Raw genomic sequence first — 15,149 nt, 5'->3', positions numbered from 1 at the left:
AGGCGCTTGCCAGCCCCCATTCCGGACTTTCACCGTAGAGATGACGCCCATGCTGGGCGTACATACGCAAAGCCCCGAGCCGGTTACAGGCTCGGGGCTTTGTCTTTATGGTAGCAGCTATCACTCGAATAAAACGATACCCGCAAGCCAATGATGACTCGGTAAAGCAATCCATTCGAAGGAGACTTGCCGATGACCGAGAACAATCAATTCCTCGACCCTCCGATCGCTCCCCAGTACCGGAGCGACGAGCCGGAAACGTTGAGTAATCAAGAAGAGCTTGACGAGGTTACTCGACTGGCTGACGAACCGCAACAGAACGAAGGCTATCGATCGGAGTGCAGAGAGTAGTTACGATAAAAAGCGACTACAGTTCGGGTAACCCAAACTGCGCGCTCGATCGGACACATATTGCCGGCTACCGTTCGACTTACCCAAACTGCGCATAAAAACAACAAAAAAACGCGTCCCTCGCGGGGCGCGTTGTTCGTCTGGTAAGAAAATGGTGCTGATGAAGGGATTCGAACCCCCGACCTACGCATTACGAATGCGTTCGAATACACTTCTTTAGGATTCCACTATGTTCCCGATCCCTTATCCTTCTAAGCATTTCGGGCTTTAGCGTTCCGTTCATTTCCTATAAAATCCGCATCACGTTAGAAGAATCGTTAGAAGTGCCCTGGATACATTTCATATTCTGTCTGCCTTCTATTGTTCGAGTTTTGAGTCGCTCGACTCTCTTCCCACCCGCGGACAACCTTCATCTCCTGATGCTTACTTAAATCGTACAAAATATATCCTTCATCTGTAAGTGTCCTTAATGCAGTCTGGATCTGCCCCCTTGTCCGCCCGGCCATTTTTACAAGCTGAGCGATCGTAGGCACGTAATTGGTGTTATAGATGATACGCAGCAGCTTGCGCGAAGTATCATCCAACCTCATGGTTCCACTCCCTGCACATCCAAGATTAGATACCAGTTGCCCTCCACCATAAAACAATCATCGGTCAGGTCTTCAATGATGCCGGTGACCGTTTGTGTGCCAACTAAGATACCGATCGGCTCGTTAAAGTTAAATGACAGTGTCAACAATTCCGGTAGCAATTCAATGTGGATCACGTCGAGCATCTCGTTTCGCCTCCGTGTGAGAACGTTTGTTCCTGTATTATGAAAAGAACTGCCATTCTTATCAAGGTAATCCCCCTCATTCTATTCCTTAATTTTGGTAACTCGTGGTATATTTCTTATGGAATGGGGGATTGTGATGTCCAGTGAAGATATGTTGAAGTTTATAATTGGAATCTCGTCGGCAATATTTTCTTTCTGTTTGGGACTGATCTATAATACCAGACTTCAGAAAAAGCAATTTAATTTAGCTCACAGATCATTTGCAGCAATCAGCATTGTTTACTTCAAAGATTTTCATGATGTCTATAAGAGTGAAAAGGCACGTCTAATTGTAACGCGGAATTATTCTGATATTAGAGACGAAGTTAATTCAAATAGCAGTGCATTCCCTGTACTACCAAAGTTGCCATTCTTATCTGTGAAAAATATCGGTCCAGGTACTATCTTGCAATGTCATTTATATGCAAAGGTTAGGGTCGCTGCTGATGACTTCAATATACCTGACTATGATAGGACATTTGAAACTGTTGTTGACTTCATTGAGAAAGATGAGACTGTTCTCTTATGTCTAGCTGATTTGAAGATGCCCCCGGGTTTTGCTTTGCATGACGAAGTTGATATCAGATATAGAACACAGGCAAATGAGAAGATCGAAGTTAGTATGCGGTTTAGTGAACATGCGCTTACAATTGAGCACAAAGTTAAAGGTAAGTTATTTGATAAAAAATTAACGAAGGTTGCTCTAGATAAAGGTCTAACTTGGGAAAAGCCAAATAAGTAAGGAGTATCCTCATGAATCCTAGCTTGATCAACGAAGCAATGATCCACCGATGGGAAGTTGAGGTTTGGCGGACATATGAGCACCGTTTTGGCCGCGGAGATGTCGAGGCGGTCGAACTAATGGGTACCGGCAGGATCATCAAACATACGCGCGAATCCAAAGAGGGCGCGGAAATCAGAATAAAAGACACTGGGTCGATTGGAGAAATTCTATGAGATCGCACCCGGAACCGGCAAGAGAATTAAGAGGAAAAGAAAATAGCCCGGTGGCGGCATATCCCCCGGGCAACAGACTTCATTATAGCAATTTACGCAGGTTTTTCTGAATCGACACTACCGCTAAATAGATAGTCAAACCGGCAATTACTTTAGTCAAAATTCTCTCCATAGATCGCCCCTCCTCTCCTTGCCTCGACTATAACAAAAGCGTCTATAGACAGGTCAATCCACGAAAAACGAAGAAAAACGAAGCTCTCTGCAGAAGTTTATGAGATCGTCTATAGACGATTTCATGCTAATCAACCAAAACAATAAACTTTGAGCAAATTTCCTCAGTTTTTAACTTTTCACCGTAAAATATAAAAAAAAAGCCCGAGAGCCGAAGCCCCGGGCTGTTTATTTATTGTGTTACCGGATCATATTCGTTCACTTCAAACGTCTCGATCTTGTCGAATACAATGTAATTCTTCCGGCTGTTGAAAGGTCCTTTGTTAAAGTTTTTTTCAACTATGAACAGTACCGATCCGGTGCCTACTGCGTGTGCGTTATAGGCATTGATAAAAGCGGTTATCTCTGCCTCAGAAAGATCGTATTCTTGTTGTAGACCGCTGACATAAGTGATTTCCAGTAATGCTCGTCCTGTAGACTCAACTGGAGGGATATTTTTAATATCTACGGCGTCAATAACCAGCAATGCAGTTGAACCTGTCGCATCTAATTTTTTTAAAGTAACTGTGTGAGTTCCAAATGGAAGAGACTCTTCTTCAATTAAAACGGTTTGATAATTAGGATATGTAGATGTGTGCCAATTATAAGTCTGAATAACATTACCATCTAAGCTATATTGAACCTGTGACGATCTATTCGATCCAGTAAAATCTAATATCCTAAAAGCGGTACCAGTAAACGTAAAGGACACAGTTGCATTTTGTGATCCCGAATTACTATTTGTGCCATTATAATATGGTGTATACGATTCTTGATGCCATGTACCAGAAGAATAATTAAAAAAGTTATTGTCTCGATCATCATAACGCGTCCAACCATTTGCGGGATTTGTTAATATGTCACCTCCAGCAGCAAACGCCTGCATCGGAATTACTAATATAACAAGCAAGAAAACCATTGAAACCATAACAAACTTACTTTTCCTCATAAAAAAACCTCCCAATGTTATATTACGATTAGATAGTTCTTCGCTATCCAATAATACAGGCCCATTTCAAGAATTAATAGACTATTTTCCCACATTTTTCTTTGTTATGTTTAAAGATTTGACAAAAATTAGTTTTAGATTTGAAGCCCTCATGCAAGAGATTATTACTTCCGTGAACGTAGACCGATCGCCAACAAGCGCCAGCCTTCCGCCGTAAACTTCGGCTCGTGGATCAGTCCGCCGAGGTCGGCACTACCGAATTCCTTCACGAACCATGCTGGCGCCGGCACGAGTTGCGTCGCTTCCTCAATTTGTTTCTCCGTCTTTTCCACTCGCGCCATAAGTTCGTTGAACGCCTTCTTCTCTTCGCTCGTCATTGGTTGATCCTCCTCAGATTGATAAGTAAAAATCCAAGAAAAAAGTAGACGAGGGCTCCGCTTAGCGGGGCTCTTTACTTATTGAAAGGTTGGTGTGGGGATGGACAAGTCGTCGGTAATTGCACTTGTATCGGTAGCGGCCGCCCTTAGCGGTATTTTATTAGGTTGGATGGGGAGAAATCGGACGAGTCGTCAGGATACGGTGGCCACGGCATAGCGCGACGCCAAGCTACAAGCCGCAGTGGAGAGCATTAAGTACGGTGTTGATGATCTGCGTGTTGAGCAACGGGCGCAAGGACAACATTTTGCCGCGTTATCGGAGCGCGTCACCCGAGTCGAAGAATCGTCCAAGCAAGCGCACAAGAGGCTCGATCGATTGGAGGTCGATTAGCATGGATCAAGATATTATGACGATAGCCGCCCTCGTGGCGGCTTTTGTTGGTGTAGCTAAGGGTTATGGAATGCCGGCCAAACAGCGTTACGTGCGTTAGAATGGAATCCAGGCAGTCGATTCGACTACGGGTATGTGCAGGCTGAGTTTGCCCCATTCATAAAGTCCGATGCAGTTGATAATTTCATGCGTGAATTGAAGCTGAAGCGTTGAAAAAATGCGCTTTAGCGGACTAAAGGTTAGAAGATTGTTAGAAGAACCCGCGTTAGAACGAAAAAGGCGCGGCTCCGAAAACCTCGGAAGCCGCGCCATTATGCGATTTGTTATGGTGCTGATGAAGGGATTCGAACCCCCGACCTACGCATTACGAATGCGTTGCTCTACCAGCTGAGCTACATCAGCAAATCCTTTATTAGAATATAAAGTTTGGGGACAAAAGTCAAGGATTTGGACCTAGGTATTTTTTTCCTTACGCGTATCGACACATTTACGCAGCCAGCTACGCGAAATGGAATACGCGATTGGAACGGCTCTCCGCCGGCGTCTCCGGCTTGATCATCGCTTGCACCGCGAGCTTGTCGCTGCCCACACCGCTGATCATAAGATGTAGCTGCCGCTTCAGATCGACCTCGTAAGGCTGAGGCAGCGCGTCGCCTTCCGGCGTGCGAATGATGCGCACGATCGGGCGTTGCTTGCTGTCCGCATGCAACCCGGATACGACGCCGATCTCTCCGGTCGATAGGCGTACCGTCGTTCCGAGGGGAAACAACGCCATATTGTCGCGCAATCTGCATACTTTGTCCAAGTCGTACAGGCTGCCGGATCCTCCGTACAGCACCTCCAGCGCCTCGTGCGGAAGCATCGGCACTCCGTTGTCCCGTCCGTTCACCATCGTATCGAACATATCGAAGATGCTGATCCACTGGTGAAGCGGATGAATTCTCGCCGCCGTCAGCCCGAACGGATACCCGCTTCCGTCGTTGCGTTCGTGATGGAATAGCGCGCATTGCGCCGTCAGCACCGGGAACCCGCTATCCCGGAGCAAGCGGAAGCCAAGCTCCGCATGCTTCATATATTGCGTTCTGTCGCCTTGCATCGCGCGGGCTTGAAGCCCGTTAGGCAGCAACAGCCGTCCGATATCGTGCAGCATCGCGCCCATGGCCAGCGCATGCAAGTCCCCGCTGTCCAGCCCTTCGTCCAAGCCGAGCCGCGTCGCGCACACGCTGACGTTCATGGCGTGCTCCAGGAAGTGCTGCTTGTCCCCGTCGGCCAACGTCGTGCTAAGGTGGACCGGCAAGCACAGATGGTTTCTTCGCGAACGCAGGTCATCCACCATGAGCTTAGTCGCGTCGAAGCAGAATCTTACGACATGCGTAGACAGCGTCTCGCGTTTGCCGTTCGTAAGCTCGTCCATGACGTGCGTCAAAGCGCCGTGCAGTACGATAGTCGTCTCGTCGCGAATCGCCTGGTCCGGAGCGATATCCTCCGTGCCCTCCTGCTCGATATGCAAGTAAGGCAGCCCGAGCTGCTGCAGCTTCTGGATCGCGTACTCCGTCAGCACGAAGCCTCTTCCCGCCAGCACGTGTCCTTGCTCCGTATAAATCGAACGCCCAAGCTTCATTCCCGCTTGGCACTGACTCGTATGCATAATAATCATAACGCCACGCTCCTTCGTTCCCGGGGCTTGTCCGCTCGTCCCCGTCTCATGCCTCCATCGTACGAAAACCGCGCGTCATATGACCAGTGACGCCCGTCATCGTTCAGGTCATGAATAATACGCGGTGTTAATTGCTGCCATTTCCAACTATAATCATTCGTATATAGAACTTTTCGAGGGGACGTGCCTCATGCTTACAATTATAATCGCCGACGACCAGACGCTCATGCGCGACGGACTGCAGACCATTCTGCAATTGGAAGACGACATCGAAGTGGTCGCGACCGCCGAGAACGGCGAAGAAGCTTGCCGGCTTGTCGCCATCCATGATCCCGACCTCGTGCTTATGGATATCCGCATGCCCGTCATGAACGGGATCGAAGCCGTCAAGAAGCTTCGCGAACAGTCCCCCCGCACCAAAGCGTTAGTGCTCACGACGTTCGACGAGGACGATTATATAATCGATGCTCTAGCCAGCGGTGCCGTAGGGTTTCTGCTTAAAGACATCCCGACGGACAAGCTGCTGCAAGCCGTTCGCGACGCCGCCAAGGGCGAAATCATGCTGCCTTCCTCGATCGCCGTCAAGCTTGCCGCGCGCCTAGCCGCGCCCGCTTCTTACGCGCGAACGCAAGCCCCTCACGCGCGCAACAAAATAGCCGACGTCAAATTCACCGACCGGGAAATGAGCATCATCGCGCTCATGGTCGAAGGCCGTACCAACCGAGACATCGCAGGGTTGCTCTTCATGAGCGAAGGCACGGTCAAAAACTACGTCAGCGCCATCTACGACAAAATCGGCACGAACGATCGCACGCAAGCCGTCATCTGGCTCAAAGATATGACCGTCATATGACGGCGGTCACTGTGACGATCACCCTTGGCCCGTTACAATGAAAGTCAACGGATCTACAGGCGGGAGGAATCGGAATTGGCTCGAGGAGGCTTCACCAACCATCTGCCTTTAATGCGCGTGCTGGGGATACTGCTTGGCCTTCTGGTATTCATCGCATGGGCACTTTTCCAGCTCGGACGCCACTACGATCGCGATAGCCTGAAACCCGCCCTATGGCAATGGGCTTCCGCCACCGACTCCTTCGCATCGCCATCGACTGCGCCTCCGCAAACCGGCTGGCTCACGATCGCCGAAGATTCCGACCCCTACCATAGCCGTCAAGCTTACTGGCTGCGCATCCCGCTTCGCGGAGCGGACGTGCGCGAGCCGGAGCTCTGGATATTGAACGCCACGACCCTCTCCGTCTTTGGGGAGGGTAAATTGCTGTACGCATACGATCCCGCGGCGAACGGCGAGCGCGTAAATCTGAATTACCATTGGAATCTCGCGCCCCTCCCTTCACCGCTTCCCGCGGAAGTATACCTCTTGCTGGACAATCGCAACGGCCTCAACCCGGAGCCCGATGTCCAGCTCGTGGGCAAAGGCGACTTCCTCGTCCATCTCATCCAAAAAGACTTGTACTGCTTCTTGATCGGCGGACTGTTCTTATTCAGCTTCTTCTTCGCCACCGGCCTATACACCATTCGCCGCGACCGGCTGCATCTGTACTTTGCCATGCTTTCCTTGTGCGGAGCTTACGAGTCATTCGTCCAGAACTATCTCATGCAATGGCTATGGGACCAACCTTGGCTCAGCTATATGGAGCTCGGTATTTTCCCGCTCGGCGTCTTCGGATTCATCAGCCTTATGAACGTCGTGTTCGGCGAAGACCATACCCGCGCATTGCGCAAGCTCAGATGGATCGTCCTCGGATTCGCGATCGTAACGTTAATGGGCGCCGTCTGGATGAAAATAGCGTGGTTCGAGTGGTTGCTCGGCTATCCGTTGCTGTTGCTGTTTCTCGTCGCCGCCGGCATCATTCTCCGGTCGATTTGGTCCGCCTACCAAGATCGCCAAGGCATCGAATCGATCTGGATGCTTGCCGGATTTTTCGTCATGACGGCCGTCGCTCTCGTTCATGTGCTCCGAACGTATTTGCCGGCGTTTTTCAACGTAGCCAAACGCAATATCCCACTCCTGAACAATCTCCCGTTCGATATTCTATCGATTGGGTTATTCCTGTTCCTTATATGTCTGATTCGGGTCATCATTCATCGGTTCGGCAAGATGAACGAACAGTTGAAAGCGTTCAATGCTTCGTTGGAACTGAACGTCGCGAAGCGGACATCCGAGCTTCGGGACAAGGGACTCGAGCTGCAACAAGCGAATGCCCGTCTCGCCCATACGATGAAGGAAACCGCCGAAGCGTTCGCTTCCACGATGGTGCTGGAAGAACGGAATCGGCTTACGGGTACGATTCACGATACGATCGGGCACTCGCTCACAGCGACGATCGTACAGTTGGAAGCGGCCAAGCGCCTGCTTGCCCGAGATCCGCGGCTTGCCGAGAATAAGCTGGACGCTTCCCAAGAGTTGGTCCTGCGCGGCTTGGAGCAGATCCGCCAATCGGCGCGTCTCATGCGCGACGACACTACCCAATACGACCTGCAAGAGGCGATGGTCTCGCTCATCGAGGAATCGGAGAACGCGACGGGCGTATCGATCGAGCATCGCATCGACCCGTTGCCGGACAACCTTACGACGCTTCAAAAACGCGTCCTGTTTCAAGCGCTGCAAGAAGGCATCACGAACGGATTGAAGCATAGCCGCTGTCAGCATTTCCGTTTCTCGCTTCGCGTCGGGCCTTCCGCGCTTGCCTTCAAGCTCATAAGCGACGGAAGAACCTATGCCCCGTCCGCTTTCGGTTTCGGCTTGCAAGCGATGTCGGAGAGAGTCGCGAACTTGGGCGGCACGATGGCAATCTCTCCGGGTCAGCCCGGATGCATCCTCGAGTTGTCGCTTCCGTACGGACTATCGGATCGAAGAGCGCTGAGCTAATCACGTACAAGACGAAGAGGAGAGCCTTCCATGACATCCCGCCTCAGATCGGCCTGGCAGCCGCATATTCCGCTCGTCCGCACTTTCCTCATCCTTCTCGTGCTCTTATCGGGCGTCGGCTGGACGTTATCCGTCGCGCAGACGAAGGACGATTCGATCGCTCGCCTAGACGTAGCGACTTGGCAATGGGCGCCGGCAACGTCTTACGACGAAATTGGCGCCCCCTCGGAAGGCTGGCATGCCTACGAGCCCGGATCGATCGTGCCAACGAACATCTATTGGGTGCGAATACCGCTTCCCCAAACCGGATTACTAGACCCTCACCTGAAAGTAAATAACGTCGGCAGTCTGAAAGTATACGACGGACACTCGGAGCTTTTTTCCTACCTGCTCGCCAAGATCAATATTTCCTACCATTGGAAAATGGCGAGTCTTCCTTCGCCGCTTCCGCCCTACATCGATATGCTCCTGCGTTACAAATCGCACGGTCCGATAACGGCGGATGCAGCCTTAGGCAATAAATCCGACTTCATCGCGCTTATGCTGCGCCAGGATATGGACAACCTGGTCCTTGGCGTATTGCTGCTCTTCAGCGGCGGAATCTCGATCGGGCTGTATAAGACGCAGCGTAACCGGCTATATATTTACTTCAGCTTGCTCGCTTTTTTCGGCGGATACGCAGCGCTCGTGCGCAACGAGCTGCTTCAGGCGATCGTGGACTACCCCGTGCTAGGTTACTGGCAGGATGCCTGCATGCCGATCGCGACGTTCGCTTTCGTCGGCGCCATGAGGGAAGTGTTCCCGGGCGTGCACCGGCGCACGCTTCGGGTGCTGTGGTACGTCTCGCTCGCCGTATCGGCGTTAGCCGTCATCGGCGCCTTGATCAGCCAGCGTTGGTACAGTCTCGCCATACTCGTCTATACGCCGGTGTTCCTCGTTGTTTTCGCCGCGGTCTATTGGACGATCTGGGTCGCTTACCGCAAACGGAGAGACTTGGAATCGATCTGGATTATGGCCGGATTTTCCTTGCTGGCCGCGATCGCGTTGCTTCATATGTACCGGTTCGTCGTTATTTCGTACGTTCCGCAGTGGCTAGCGGAAGAGACGACAGCGGTGGATCGCATGCCGAAGGACTTGCTGTTCTGGGGTTTATTCGCTTTCGTCGTCTGCTTGATCCGCGTCATCCTGTATAGATACATGGCCATGAACCGGCAGTTGGTAGAATTCAATCGCTCGCTCGAGCATGTCGTCCATACCCGTACGCACGAGCTGCAAGAGAGAACCGAGCAGCTTCAAGACGCGCACGAGCGATTGGCCGCATCGATGCGCGAAAACGCGGAAGCGCTGGCGGAGTCGATGATCATGGAGGAACGGCACCGCATAACCGGCAGCATCCACGATACCGTAGGCCACACGTTAAGCGACACCGTCGTACAGTTGGAGGATGCCAAGCTGCTAATTTCCCAAGACCGCGAGCAAGCGGAGCTCAAGCTCGCGGTCTCGCAGGAGCTGCTACGCAAAGGATTGGAGGATATCCGTCAGTCCGTGAGAATGCTTAAGGAGGATGCGGGGCATTACGATTTGACTGGCGCGATAGGAGCGCTCATTCGGGAGACAGAGCAAGCGACCGGCTGCACGATAGGAAGACGGATCGGGAAGTTGCCGGGCGAACTGAGCACGTTGCAGAAGCGATTGCTGTTCCAGACGCTTCAAGAGGGCATTAACATCGGACTGAAGCAACGAGAACCTGTTCGGCTATTCCTGCTATCCGTCTGGTCGGACCCGCGGGAAACGTCCGTGCAGCTCCGGCTATCGTATGACGGTAGCCCGATCAGCGCAGCCGATTGGGGAGTCGGCATCCGCTCGCTCGCCGAGCAAGCGGACCGGCTGGGCGGCGAATTAAAAGCGGCCGATACCGACGAAGGCAGTTGCCTTACGTTAACGATACCGACCGCTATGACTAACGCTTCAAGCTGGATTATTTAACGCGCGCGCTTGCTCCGCGGTTACGGCCAAGGCAGCCGCGCGGCTTCGGCTCAAGCAGAAGTTTCCGCGTAACCGCTCGCCGAACCTCCGCATACGCTAGGGTGATACCCGCCTATAGGGCAAAGGAGAGGTTCGGATGAACGGCCAGACGTTAATGCTGCCGATCGAAGTTCGCACGCTGCACGATAATACAGTGAAAGTATCCATTCCCTTCATCACGGGAGGCACAACGCCCGAGGCGGCCGGCATCATGAACAAAGCGATCGCCTCTACCGCTCATGAGCTCATGAAAGACCAGGGCTATCCGAGCGACGATATTCAAGAAATGAACGGCACGTTCGAGATCAAGACGAACGAGCGCGGCTTACTTAGCTTGTCCTTGCTCAATTACGCGTTCACCGGAGGCGCGCACGGCAACACGTTGCAACGGTCGCTGACGTTCGACGCCGACACCGGACGCCAATATACGCTTGGCGAGCTGTTCAAGCCGGCCAGCAAGTACGAAGCCACGCTGAACAAGCTGATCCAAGCGCAGATCAAAGCGCGGAAGCTGCCGCTGCTCGGCGACTACCCCGGTATTACGCCCGATCAAGACTTCTATATCGCCGACAAGTCGCTCGTTATTTATTTTCCGCTATATGCGATCGTGCCTTACGCATGGGGGTTCCCTTACTTTCCGATCTCGGTATTTACGATTCAAGACATTATCGACGAGAACGGCCCGCTTGGGGAGCTTATGTATTGACCGGCAAACGTACCGGAAGTCGCAACGAAACCAAAGGAGCTCACCGCATCGCGCGGTAGAGCTCCCTTGCGTTATTGTCGTATATTATTCGCCCGCGCACCAGACGACGGACCGCTCTAATAACTTGAGCACGTCCGCATGGAGCAACCCTTCCGGCCGATGAGCCGGCGTAAGGCAGAGAACCCGCCCGGCGCCGTGCGCATGCCGCCAACCCGCGATCGATGCTCCGTCTATAGAGGACGACCGCAAGAACACTTCCGTCTCTTCTGTACGGCATTCGACGAAATAATGTTCGTCCATAATCTCGAACGCGATGTTATCGCCGGAGTACTTAACCGGCTGGTGCTCGCTCGGATGGGATAGGAAGTACCCTTTCAGCATCGAGACATAGTCGCCTTGCGGGTCGTAAGAGGCGAGGCCGGAATGCCACGCTAACCACCCGCCGCCAGCCTCGACGTAGCGAACGATGCTCGCCGCGATTTCATCCGTCATCCACTTCGCGTCTTCGTCCTCCTGCGGAGTCAGCCGATCCTCGGCGAACAGCACGACGGCGTCCGGTTGCTCGGACAATACTCCGACCAGCTGATCTTTGCCGATAAACCGCACGTTTATGCTCCCCTCGCCGAGCTGCGACTGCAAGGCGGCGAGCAGGGATGCCCTGCTGTCCGCTTCGCGATGGTAATAGTCTCCGAGCATCGCCACGATCTGCTTCATTCTGCCTACCTGCCTTTACCTATGAATTAGAGGGGCATCGAGCGTCCCGTATGATCGACGAAGACGAGCTCGTCCGCGATCGTCGTCTTTCCTTCGGCAATATCCATAATGCCGCCGGCGCTTTCCGCGGCTTCCATCGGCGCGCTTTGACCGCCCATATCGGTTTTGATCCATCCCGGATGAATAGCGAGAACGCGAACGCCGCGTTTCCACAGCGTGTTCTTCAATTGCTTGGAGAACATGTTAAGCGTCGTCTTCGACATTGCATAAGGATAATCTCCGCCATAGGCATTCGCCATGCTTCCCGCTTCGGACGATATGTTAAGCACGACCGCGCCGGCATCGTCCGCCAATAGCGGCGAAAAATGCTTCGCGACGATAACCGGACCGAACACGTTGACGTCGAAGGTCAGCCGCATTAGATGAATCGGCAGCGTCTCGATCGTATGCTCTCTTCCTAACAGAATTCCCGCGTTATTAATAATGCCGTGCAGTTTCACGTTATCCTTCGCGAGCCTAGCCGCCAATTGCGCGGCTTCATCCTCGTGAGTAACGTTCAACCGTTCGATCCGAAGCTGGTCATCGTATTGGGCGGCGAGGTTGAGCAAGCCTTCCGTCGCATCGGCTATCTCTCGCATGCACGCGATGACCGTATGACCGCGCTCTAGCGCCAGCTTCGTTAATTGTAAGCCCAATCCTCTTCCCGCGCCGGTAATGAGCAAATTCATCGTTGTCGCCTCCACCCGTTAATCGTTTTCCAACAATTCTATTAGCACCTTGAGATCTTTGAACGAATCGAGATATGCGTAGCGACCGCCCGTATACTCGCCTTTCTGGAGCAACGGCATTCCGCCGGCTTCCATGACCGCGATCTTCTCTTTCATCCCTTTGATGCCAAAAGCGATATGATGGAAGCCTTCGCCATTCTGATCCAACGACTCGCGCCACGTGCTCGGTTCATGATCGGGCTCTATCAACTCCAACTGCAGGGAACCCATGTCGAAGAAGGCGAGCTTCGCTCGCGCTTCGGAGCGGCTACCGCGATACTCCGTCTGCGCGACGTCGACCGTATCGGTCCAAAACCAGTTCGGTTTCTCGACGCCGAAGAAATCCGCGTACGCTTGCGAGGTTTTCTCGATGTCGTGCACGAGCACGCCGATCTGGGTAATAACGTTGTTGCCTAGTACGTTCTTCTCCATGTTCTGTTCCCTCACCTTTTATATAGATTGGCATGAATCCCTTGTTATGAATTGCGTGGAAGCCGTAAACTTCTCTGCGCCGAACGCTTTCTGCTCGATATGCTGGATAAGCGACGTCGTCAATTGCTCCAGCACGCCCGCAAAATCGACTCTTAACGTCGTCAACGGAGGTTGAAATCTTGCACTTAGCGCATGGTCGTCAAACCCGATGATCGAGATATCCCGAGGAACCTCGATGCCATGCTCCTTCAGCGCCCGAATCGCCCCGAAGGCGACGCTGTCGTTCGCCATGACTATAGCCGTCGGCAAACGCTTGCCGCTCGCCAAGAACGTTCGAATGGCGTCGTAGCCGTTCGTCTCGTGGAAGCCGCCAGGCATAATCCAATCCTCGCGGACGGTTAATCCGCAATGCGCCATCGCTTTGCGAAAGCCTTCTAACTTGGCCGGTCCGGAGTAACGATTCAAGTCGCCGCTCACATGTCCGATCTCCCGATGGTTAAGCTCGGCCAAGTGGGACACGGCCAGCCTCATCCCCGTCTCGTTATTGAGATCCGCTACCATGCGGTTCGGTTCCTCGCGTCCTTCGAAAGACTGATCGACGGTCGCGACCCAGAAGCCCTCGGCGACGAGCTCTTCTATGAACGGCTCGTCGTTCGTCGCGCCGATGAACAATCCCCCATCGATGCGTCGCTGATAAAAAATATCTTTGACTCCACTAATGCTATCCGAGTCGCAATTCCCTCGGATAATGTGAGTCAGCACGTAGTACCCATGCATAGAAGCGCTTTCAATAACGCTCGCGAGCAACATATTCGAGATGATATCGGCGGATACGTGGCCTTTCTCGATCATGAACAGACCGATCGTCTTCGTCTTCTTGCCCGCGAGCACCTGCGCCGACATGTTCGGCACGTACCGATGCCGGCGGATAATCTCCATCACTTTGCGGCGCGTTTCCGGAGGGACATTGGCATAATTGTTGATGACCCTGCTGACGGTACTCCGCGACACGCCTGCGAGCCGCGCGATTTCCGTTGCATTGATACCGTTATTATTCATCGTCTCGCCTCTCTGTGAACACGCGTTTATTCTATTGAATATGGTAACCGAAATTAAAGCTTCGGTCAAACGAACAACGGCCATCCTCTTGGAGGACGGCCGTTAATAGGATGCTACTGGAACTTTTTCGGAAATTGTTTAATGATCCCGGCCGTCAGCATGTTGGCCAACTTGATCAGATGATCCTCGCCCAGGTCGAAGGCGACGATATCTTTGTCCCAATCTTTCGCGAGCCTAGCTGTTACTTGATCCGCCACGAACTTCAGATGCTCTTCCAGCATGAGCTTCATGTCGGGATAGGACCAATTCGGATTGGCCGCGGCGAGGAATTTGGCGATATCGTCCGCGTTCCTGTACCATTCTTTATTAATTTTGGCGGCGTCCGCGGCGTTACCTTTCATCAATGCGTCAATCAGCTTTCCGGCTAGCACAATGTGCTCCGTCAGCAGCTTCGCTAGCTTGTTGCCGGCTTCCTCGCCGTAATAAGGCTTGAACGCGTTGCCGATATCCTGCTGGTTCCGCAGCAATCTGGCAAGCACTTTATCCTTGTCTTCCAATCCGGCGATCGCGCTTACGATGTACTTGTGCGTCCAGTTACCGTGGTCGATCCACAGCCTTTGCAATCCGCACTTGAGCTTAACCATAGGAATCGTCAAGCCCGGTCTTGTTTTGGCCGGATGCCAGTAATCACTCTTGGCTTGCGCGAGAGGCGCTACGCAAAGCGCGATGCATAAGCTCAGTAGCATCGCTCTAAACAGCTTGCTCTTCATGTAGATCTACTCCTTCCGAATGCTTGATCGTAATGCCCTGTACTAGAATGGACATTTCCACGACTTTCATTCATCGGAAG

Annotated in this window: 16 protein-coding genes and 1 tRNA gene; 7 read left to right on the top strand and 10 right to left on the bottom strand. The window is 52.5% G+C overall.

Features of this window, described 5'->3' with window-relative positions:
• Positions 1–192 precede the first annotated feature (192 nt).
• Positions 193–351 carry a hypothetical protein gene (locus tag ACFPQ4_RS04940; protein ID WP_378110662.1) on the top strand — a complete coding sequence of 53 codons (159 nt, stop codon included), beginning with the start codon at positions 193–195 and terminating at the stop codon, positions 349–351.
• A gap of 586 nt (positions 352–937) precedes the next feature.
• Here ACFPQ4_RS04940 and ACFPQ4_RS04935 read toward each other — a convergent pair.
• Positions 938–1,126, bottom strand: coding sequence for a hypothetical protein (locus ACFPQ4_RS04935; RefSeq protein ID WP_378110661.1), 189 nt, complete (start codon positions 1,124–1,126; stop codon positions 938–940).
• A 136-nt stretch (positions 1,127–1,262) separates the two neighbouring features.
• Between ACFPQ4_RS04935 and ACFPQ4_RS04930 the strand changes: the two genes are divergently transcribed.
• Together ACFPQ4_RS04930 and ACFPQ4_RS04925 are read left to right on the top strand one after the other, a co-directional pair.
• On the top strand, positions 1,263–1,907 hold the full coding sequence (locus tag ACFPQ4_RS04930) for a hypothetical protein (RefSeq protein WP_378110660.1): 645 nt from the start codon (positions 1,263–1,265) through the stop codon (positions 1,905–1,907).
• Positions 1,908–1,918: 11 nt separating this feature from the next.
• The gene (locus ACFPQ4_RS04925; RefSeq protein ID WP_378110659.1) at positions 1,919–2,122 is read left to right on the top strand and encodes a hypothetical protein; all 204 of its coding nucleotides are present in this window, start codon (positions 1,919–1,921) and stop codon (positions 2,120–2,122) included.
• A gap of 403 nt (positions 2,123–2,525) precedes the next feature.
• Here the strand turns inward: ACFPQ4_RS04925 and ACFPQ4_RS04920 are convergent, their stop codons facing one another.
• From ACFPQ4_RS04920 to ACFPQ4_RS04905, 4 genes are all read right to left on the bottom strand, one after another.
• Positions 2,526–3,281 carry a hypothetical protein gene (locus tag ACFPQ4_RS04920; protein WP_378110658.1) on the bottom strand — a complete coding sequence of 252 codons (756 nt, stop codon included), beginning with the start codon at positions 3,279–3,281 and terminating at the stop codon, positions 2,526–2,528.
• Positions 3,282–3,445: 164 nt separating this feature from the next.
• On the bottom strand, positions 3,446–3,658 hold the full coding sequence (locus tag ACFPQ4_RS04915; RefSeq protein WP_378110657.1) for a hypothetical protein: 213 nt from the start codon (positions 3,656–3,658) through the stop codon (positions 3,446–3,448).
• A gap of 717 nt (positions 3,659–4,375) precedes the next feature.
• Positions 4,376–4,451 (bottom strand) — tRNA-Thr (locus tag ACFPQ4_RS04910).
• A gap of 97 nt (positions 4,452–4,548) precedes the next feature.
• A complete protein-coding gene (locus ACFPQ4_RS04905) occupies positions 4,549–5,706 on the bottom strand; it encodes an HD-GYP domain-containing protein (protein WP_378110656.1) in 1,158 nt (385 codons plus the stop codon).
• Between the two features lie 190 nt (positions 5,707–5,896).
• On the opposite strand from ACFPQ4_RS04905, the gene ACFPQ4_RS04900 reads away from it, so the two are divergent.
• From ACFPQ4_RS04900 to ACFPQ4_RS04885, 4 genes are all read left to right on the top strand, one after another.
• A complete protein-coding gene (locus ACFPQ4_RS04900; protein WP_378110655.1) occupies positions 5,897–6,559 on the top strand; it encodes a response regulator in 663 nt (220 codons plus the stop codon).
• Positions 6,560–6,634: 75 nt separating this feature from the next.
• Positions 6,635–8,596 (top strand): sensor histidine kinase, encoded by a 1,962-nt coding sequence (locus ACFPQ4_RS04895; protein WP_378110654.1) that lies wholly within the window; start codon positions 6,635–6,637, stop codon positions 8,594–8,596.
• A 30-nt stretch (positions 8,597–8,626) separates the two neighbouring features.
• Positions 8,627–10,582: a sensor histidine kinase gene (locus tag ACFPQ4_RS04890; RefSeq protein WP_378110653.1), complete on the top strand. Its 1,956-nt coding sequence runs from the start codon at positions 8,627–8,629 to the stop codon at positions 10,580–10,582.
• Between the two features lie 136 nt (positions 10,583–10,718).
• Positions 10,719–11,327: a DUF3298 and DUF4163 domain-containing protein gene (locus ACFPQ4_RS04885; protein ID WP_378110652.1), complete on the top strand. Its 609-nt coding sequence runs from the start codon at positions 10,719–10,721 to the stop codon at positions 11,325–11,327.
• An 84-nt stretch (positions 11,328–11,411) separates the two neighbouring features.
• Here ACFPQ4_RS04885 and ACFPQ4_RS04880 read toward each other — a convergent pair whose 3' ends face one another.
• The 5 genes from ACFPQ4_RS04880 to ACFPQ4_RS04860 all read right to left on the bottom strand — a co-directional run bounded on the left by ACFPQ4_RS04880 (position 11,412) and on the right by ACFPQ4_RS04860 (position 15,069).
• Positions 11,412–12,041 carry a ThuA domain-containing protein gene (locus ACFPQ4_RS04880; protein WP_378110651.1) on the bottom strand — a complete coding sequence of 210 codons (630 nt, stop codon included), beginning with the start codon at positions 12,039–12,041 and terminating at the stop codon, positions 11,412–11,414.
• A gap of 26 nt (positions 12,042–12,067) precedes the next feature.
• Positions 12,068–12,769, bottom strand: a complete 702-nt coding sequence (locus ACFPQ4_RS04875; protein ID WP_378110650.1) for an SDR family NAD(P)-dependent oxidoreductase — start codon at positions 12,767–12,769, stop codon at positions 12,068–12,070.
• 18 nt (positions 12,770–12,787) lie between these two features.
• A complete protein-coding gene (locus ACFPQ4_RS04870) occupies positions 12,788–13,240 on the bottom strand; it encodes a VOC family protein (protein WP_378110649.1) in 453 nt (150 codons plus the stop codon).
• Between the two features lie 18 nt (positions 13,241–13,258).
• Complete coding sequence (locus ACFPQ4_RS04865) at positions 13,259–14,299, bottom strand: LacI family DNA-binding transcriptional regulator (protein ID WP_378110648.1); 1,041 nt, start codon at positions 14,297–14,299, stop codon at positions 13,259–13,261.
• A 113-nt stretch (positions 14,300–14,412) separates the two neighbouring features.
• Positions 14,413–15,069 carry a glycosyltransferase gene (locus tag ACFPQ4_RS04860; protein WP_378110647.1) on the bottom strand — a complete coding sequence of 219 codons (657 nt, stop codon included), beginning with the start codon at positions 15,067–15,069 and terminating at the stop codon, positions 14,413–14,415.
• Positions 15,070–15,149 lie beyond the last annotated feature (80 nt).

Origin of the sequence: Cohnella yongneupensis, assembly GCF_042655785.1 — a bacterium.
Classification (GTDB): domain Bacteria; phylum Bacillota; class Bacilli; order Paenibacillales; family Paenibacillaceae; genus Cohnella; species Cohnella yongneupensis.
Note: the sequence above shows the minus strand (reverse complement) of the source record. Positions and strands in the feature narration are given on the sequence as shown.

Bases quoted from the DNA above. Each gene is read 5' to 3' on its own strand.
- ACFPQ4_RS04890 (WP_378110653.1), top strand. From the start codon at position 8,627: ATGACATCCCGCCTCAGATCGGCCTGGCAGCCGCATATTCCGCTCGTC.
- ACFPQ4_RS04935 (WP_378110661.1), bottom strand. From the start codon at position 1,126: ATGCTCGACGTGATCCACATTGAATTGCTACCGGAATTGTTGACACTG.
- ACFPQ4_RS04870 (WP_378110649.1), bottom strand. From the start codon at position 13,240: ATGGAGAAGAACGTACTAGGCAACAACGTTATTACCCAGATCGGCGTG.
- ACFPQ4_RS04875 (WP_378110650.1), bottom strand. From the start codon at position 12,769: ATGAATTTGCTCATTACCGGCGCGGGAAGAGGATTGGGCTTACAATTA.
- ACFPQ4_RS04885 (WP_378110652.1), top strand. From the start codon at position 10,719: ATGAACGGCCAGACGTTAATGCTGCCGATCGAAGTTCGCACGCTGCAC.
- ACFPQ4_RS04900 (WP_378110655.1), top strand. From the start codon at position 5,897: ATGCTTACAATTATAATCGCCGACGACCAGACGCTCATGCGCGACGGA.
- ACFPQ4_RS04930 (WP_378110660.1), top strand. From the start codon at position 1,263: ATGTCCAGTGAAGATATGTTGAAGTTTATAATTGGAATCTCGTCGGCA.
- ACFPQ4_RS04925 (WP_378110659.1), top strand. From the start codon at position 1,919: ATGAATCCTAGCTTGATCAACGAAGCAATGATCCACCGATGGGAAGTT.
- ACFPQ4_RS04920 (WP_378110658.1), bottom strand. From the start codon at position 3,281: ATGAGGAAAAGTAAGTTTGTTATGGTTTCAATGGTTTTCTTGCTTGTT.
- ACFPQ4_RS04940 (WP_378110662.1), top strand. From the start codon at position 193: ATGACCGAGAACAATCAATTCCTCGACCCTCCGATCGCTCCCCAGTAC.
- ACFPQ4_RS04915 (WP_378110657.1), bottom strand. From the start codon at position 3,658: ATGACGAGCGAAGAGAAGAAGGCGTTCAACGAACTTATGGCGCGAGTG.
- ACFPQ4_RS04860 (WP_378110647.1), bottom strand. From the start codon at position 15,069: ATGAAGAGCAAGCTGTTTAGAGCGATGCTACTGAGCTTATGCATCGCG.
- ACFPQ4_RS04865 (WP_378110648.1), bottom strand. From the start codon at position 14,299: ATGAATAATAACGGTATCAATGCAACGGAAATCGCGCGGCTCGCAGGC.
- ACFPQ4_RS04880 (WP_378110651.1), bottom strand. From the start codon at position 12,041: ATGAAGCAGATCGTGGCGATGCTCGGAGACTATTACCATCGCGAAGCG.
- ACFPQ4_RS04905 (WP_378110656.1), bottom strand. From the start codon at position 5,706: ATGATTATTATGCATACGAGTCAGTGCCAAGCGGGAATGAAGCTTGGG.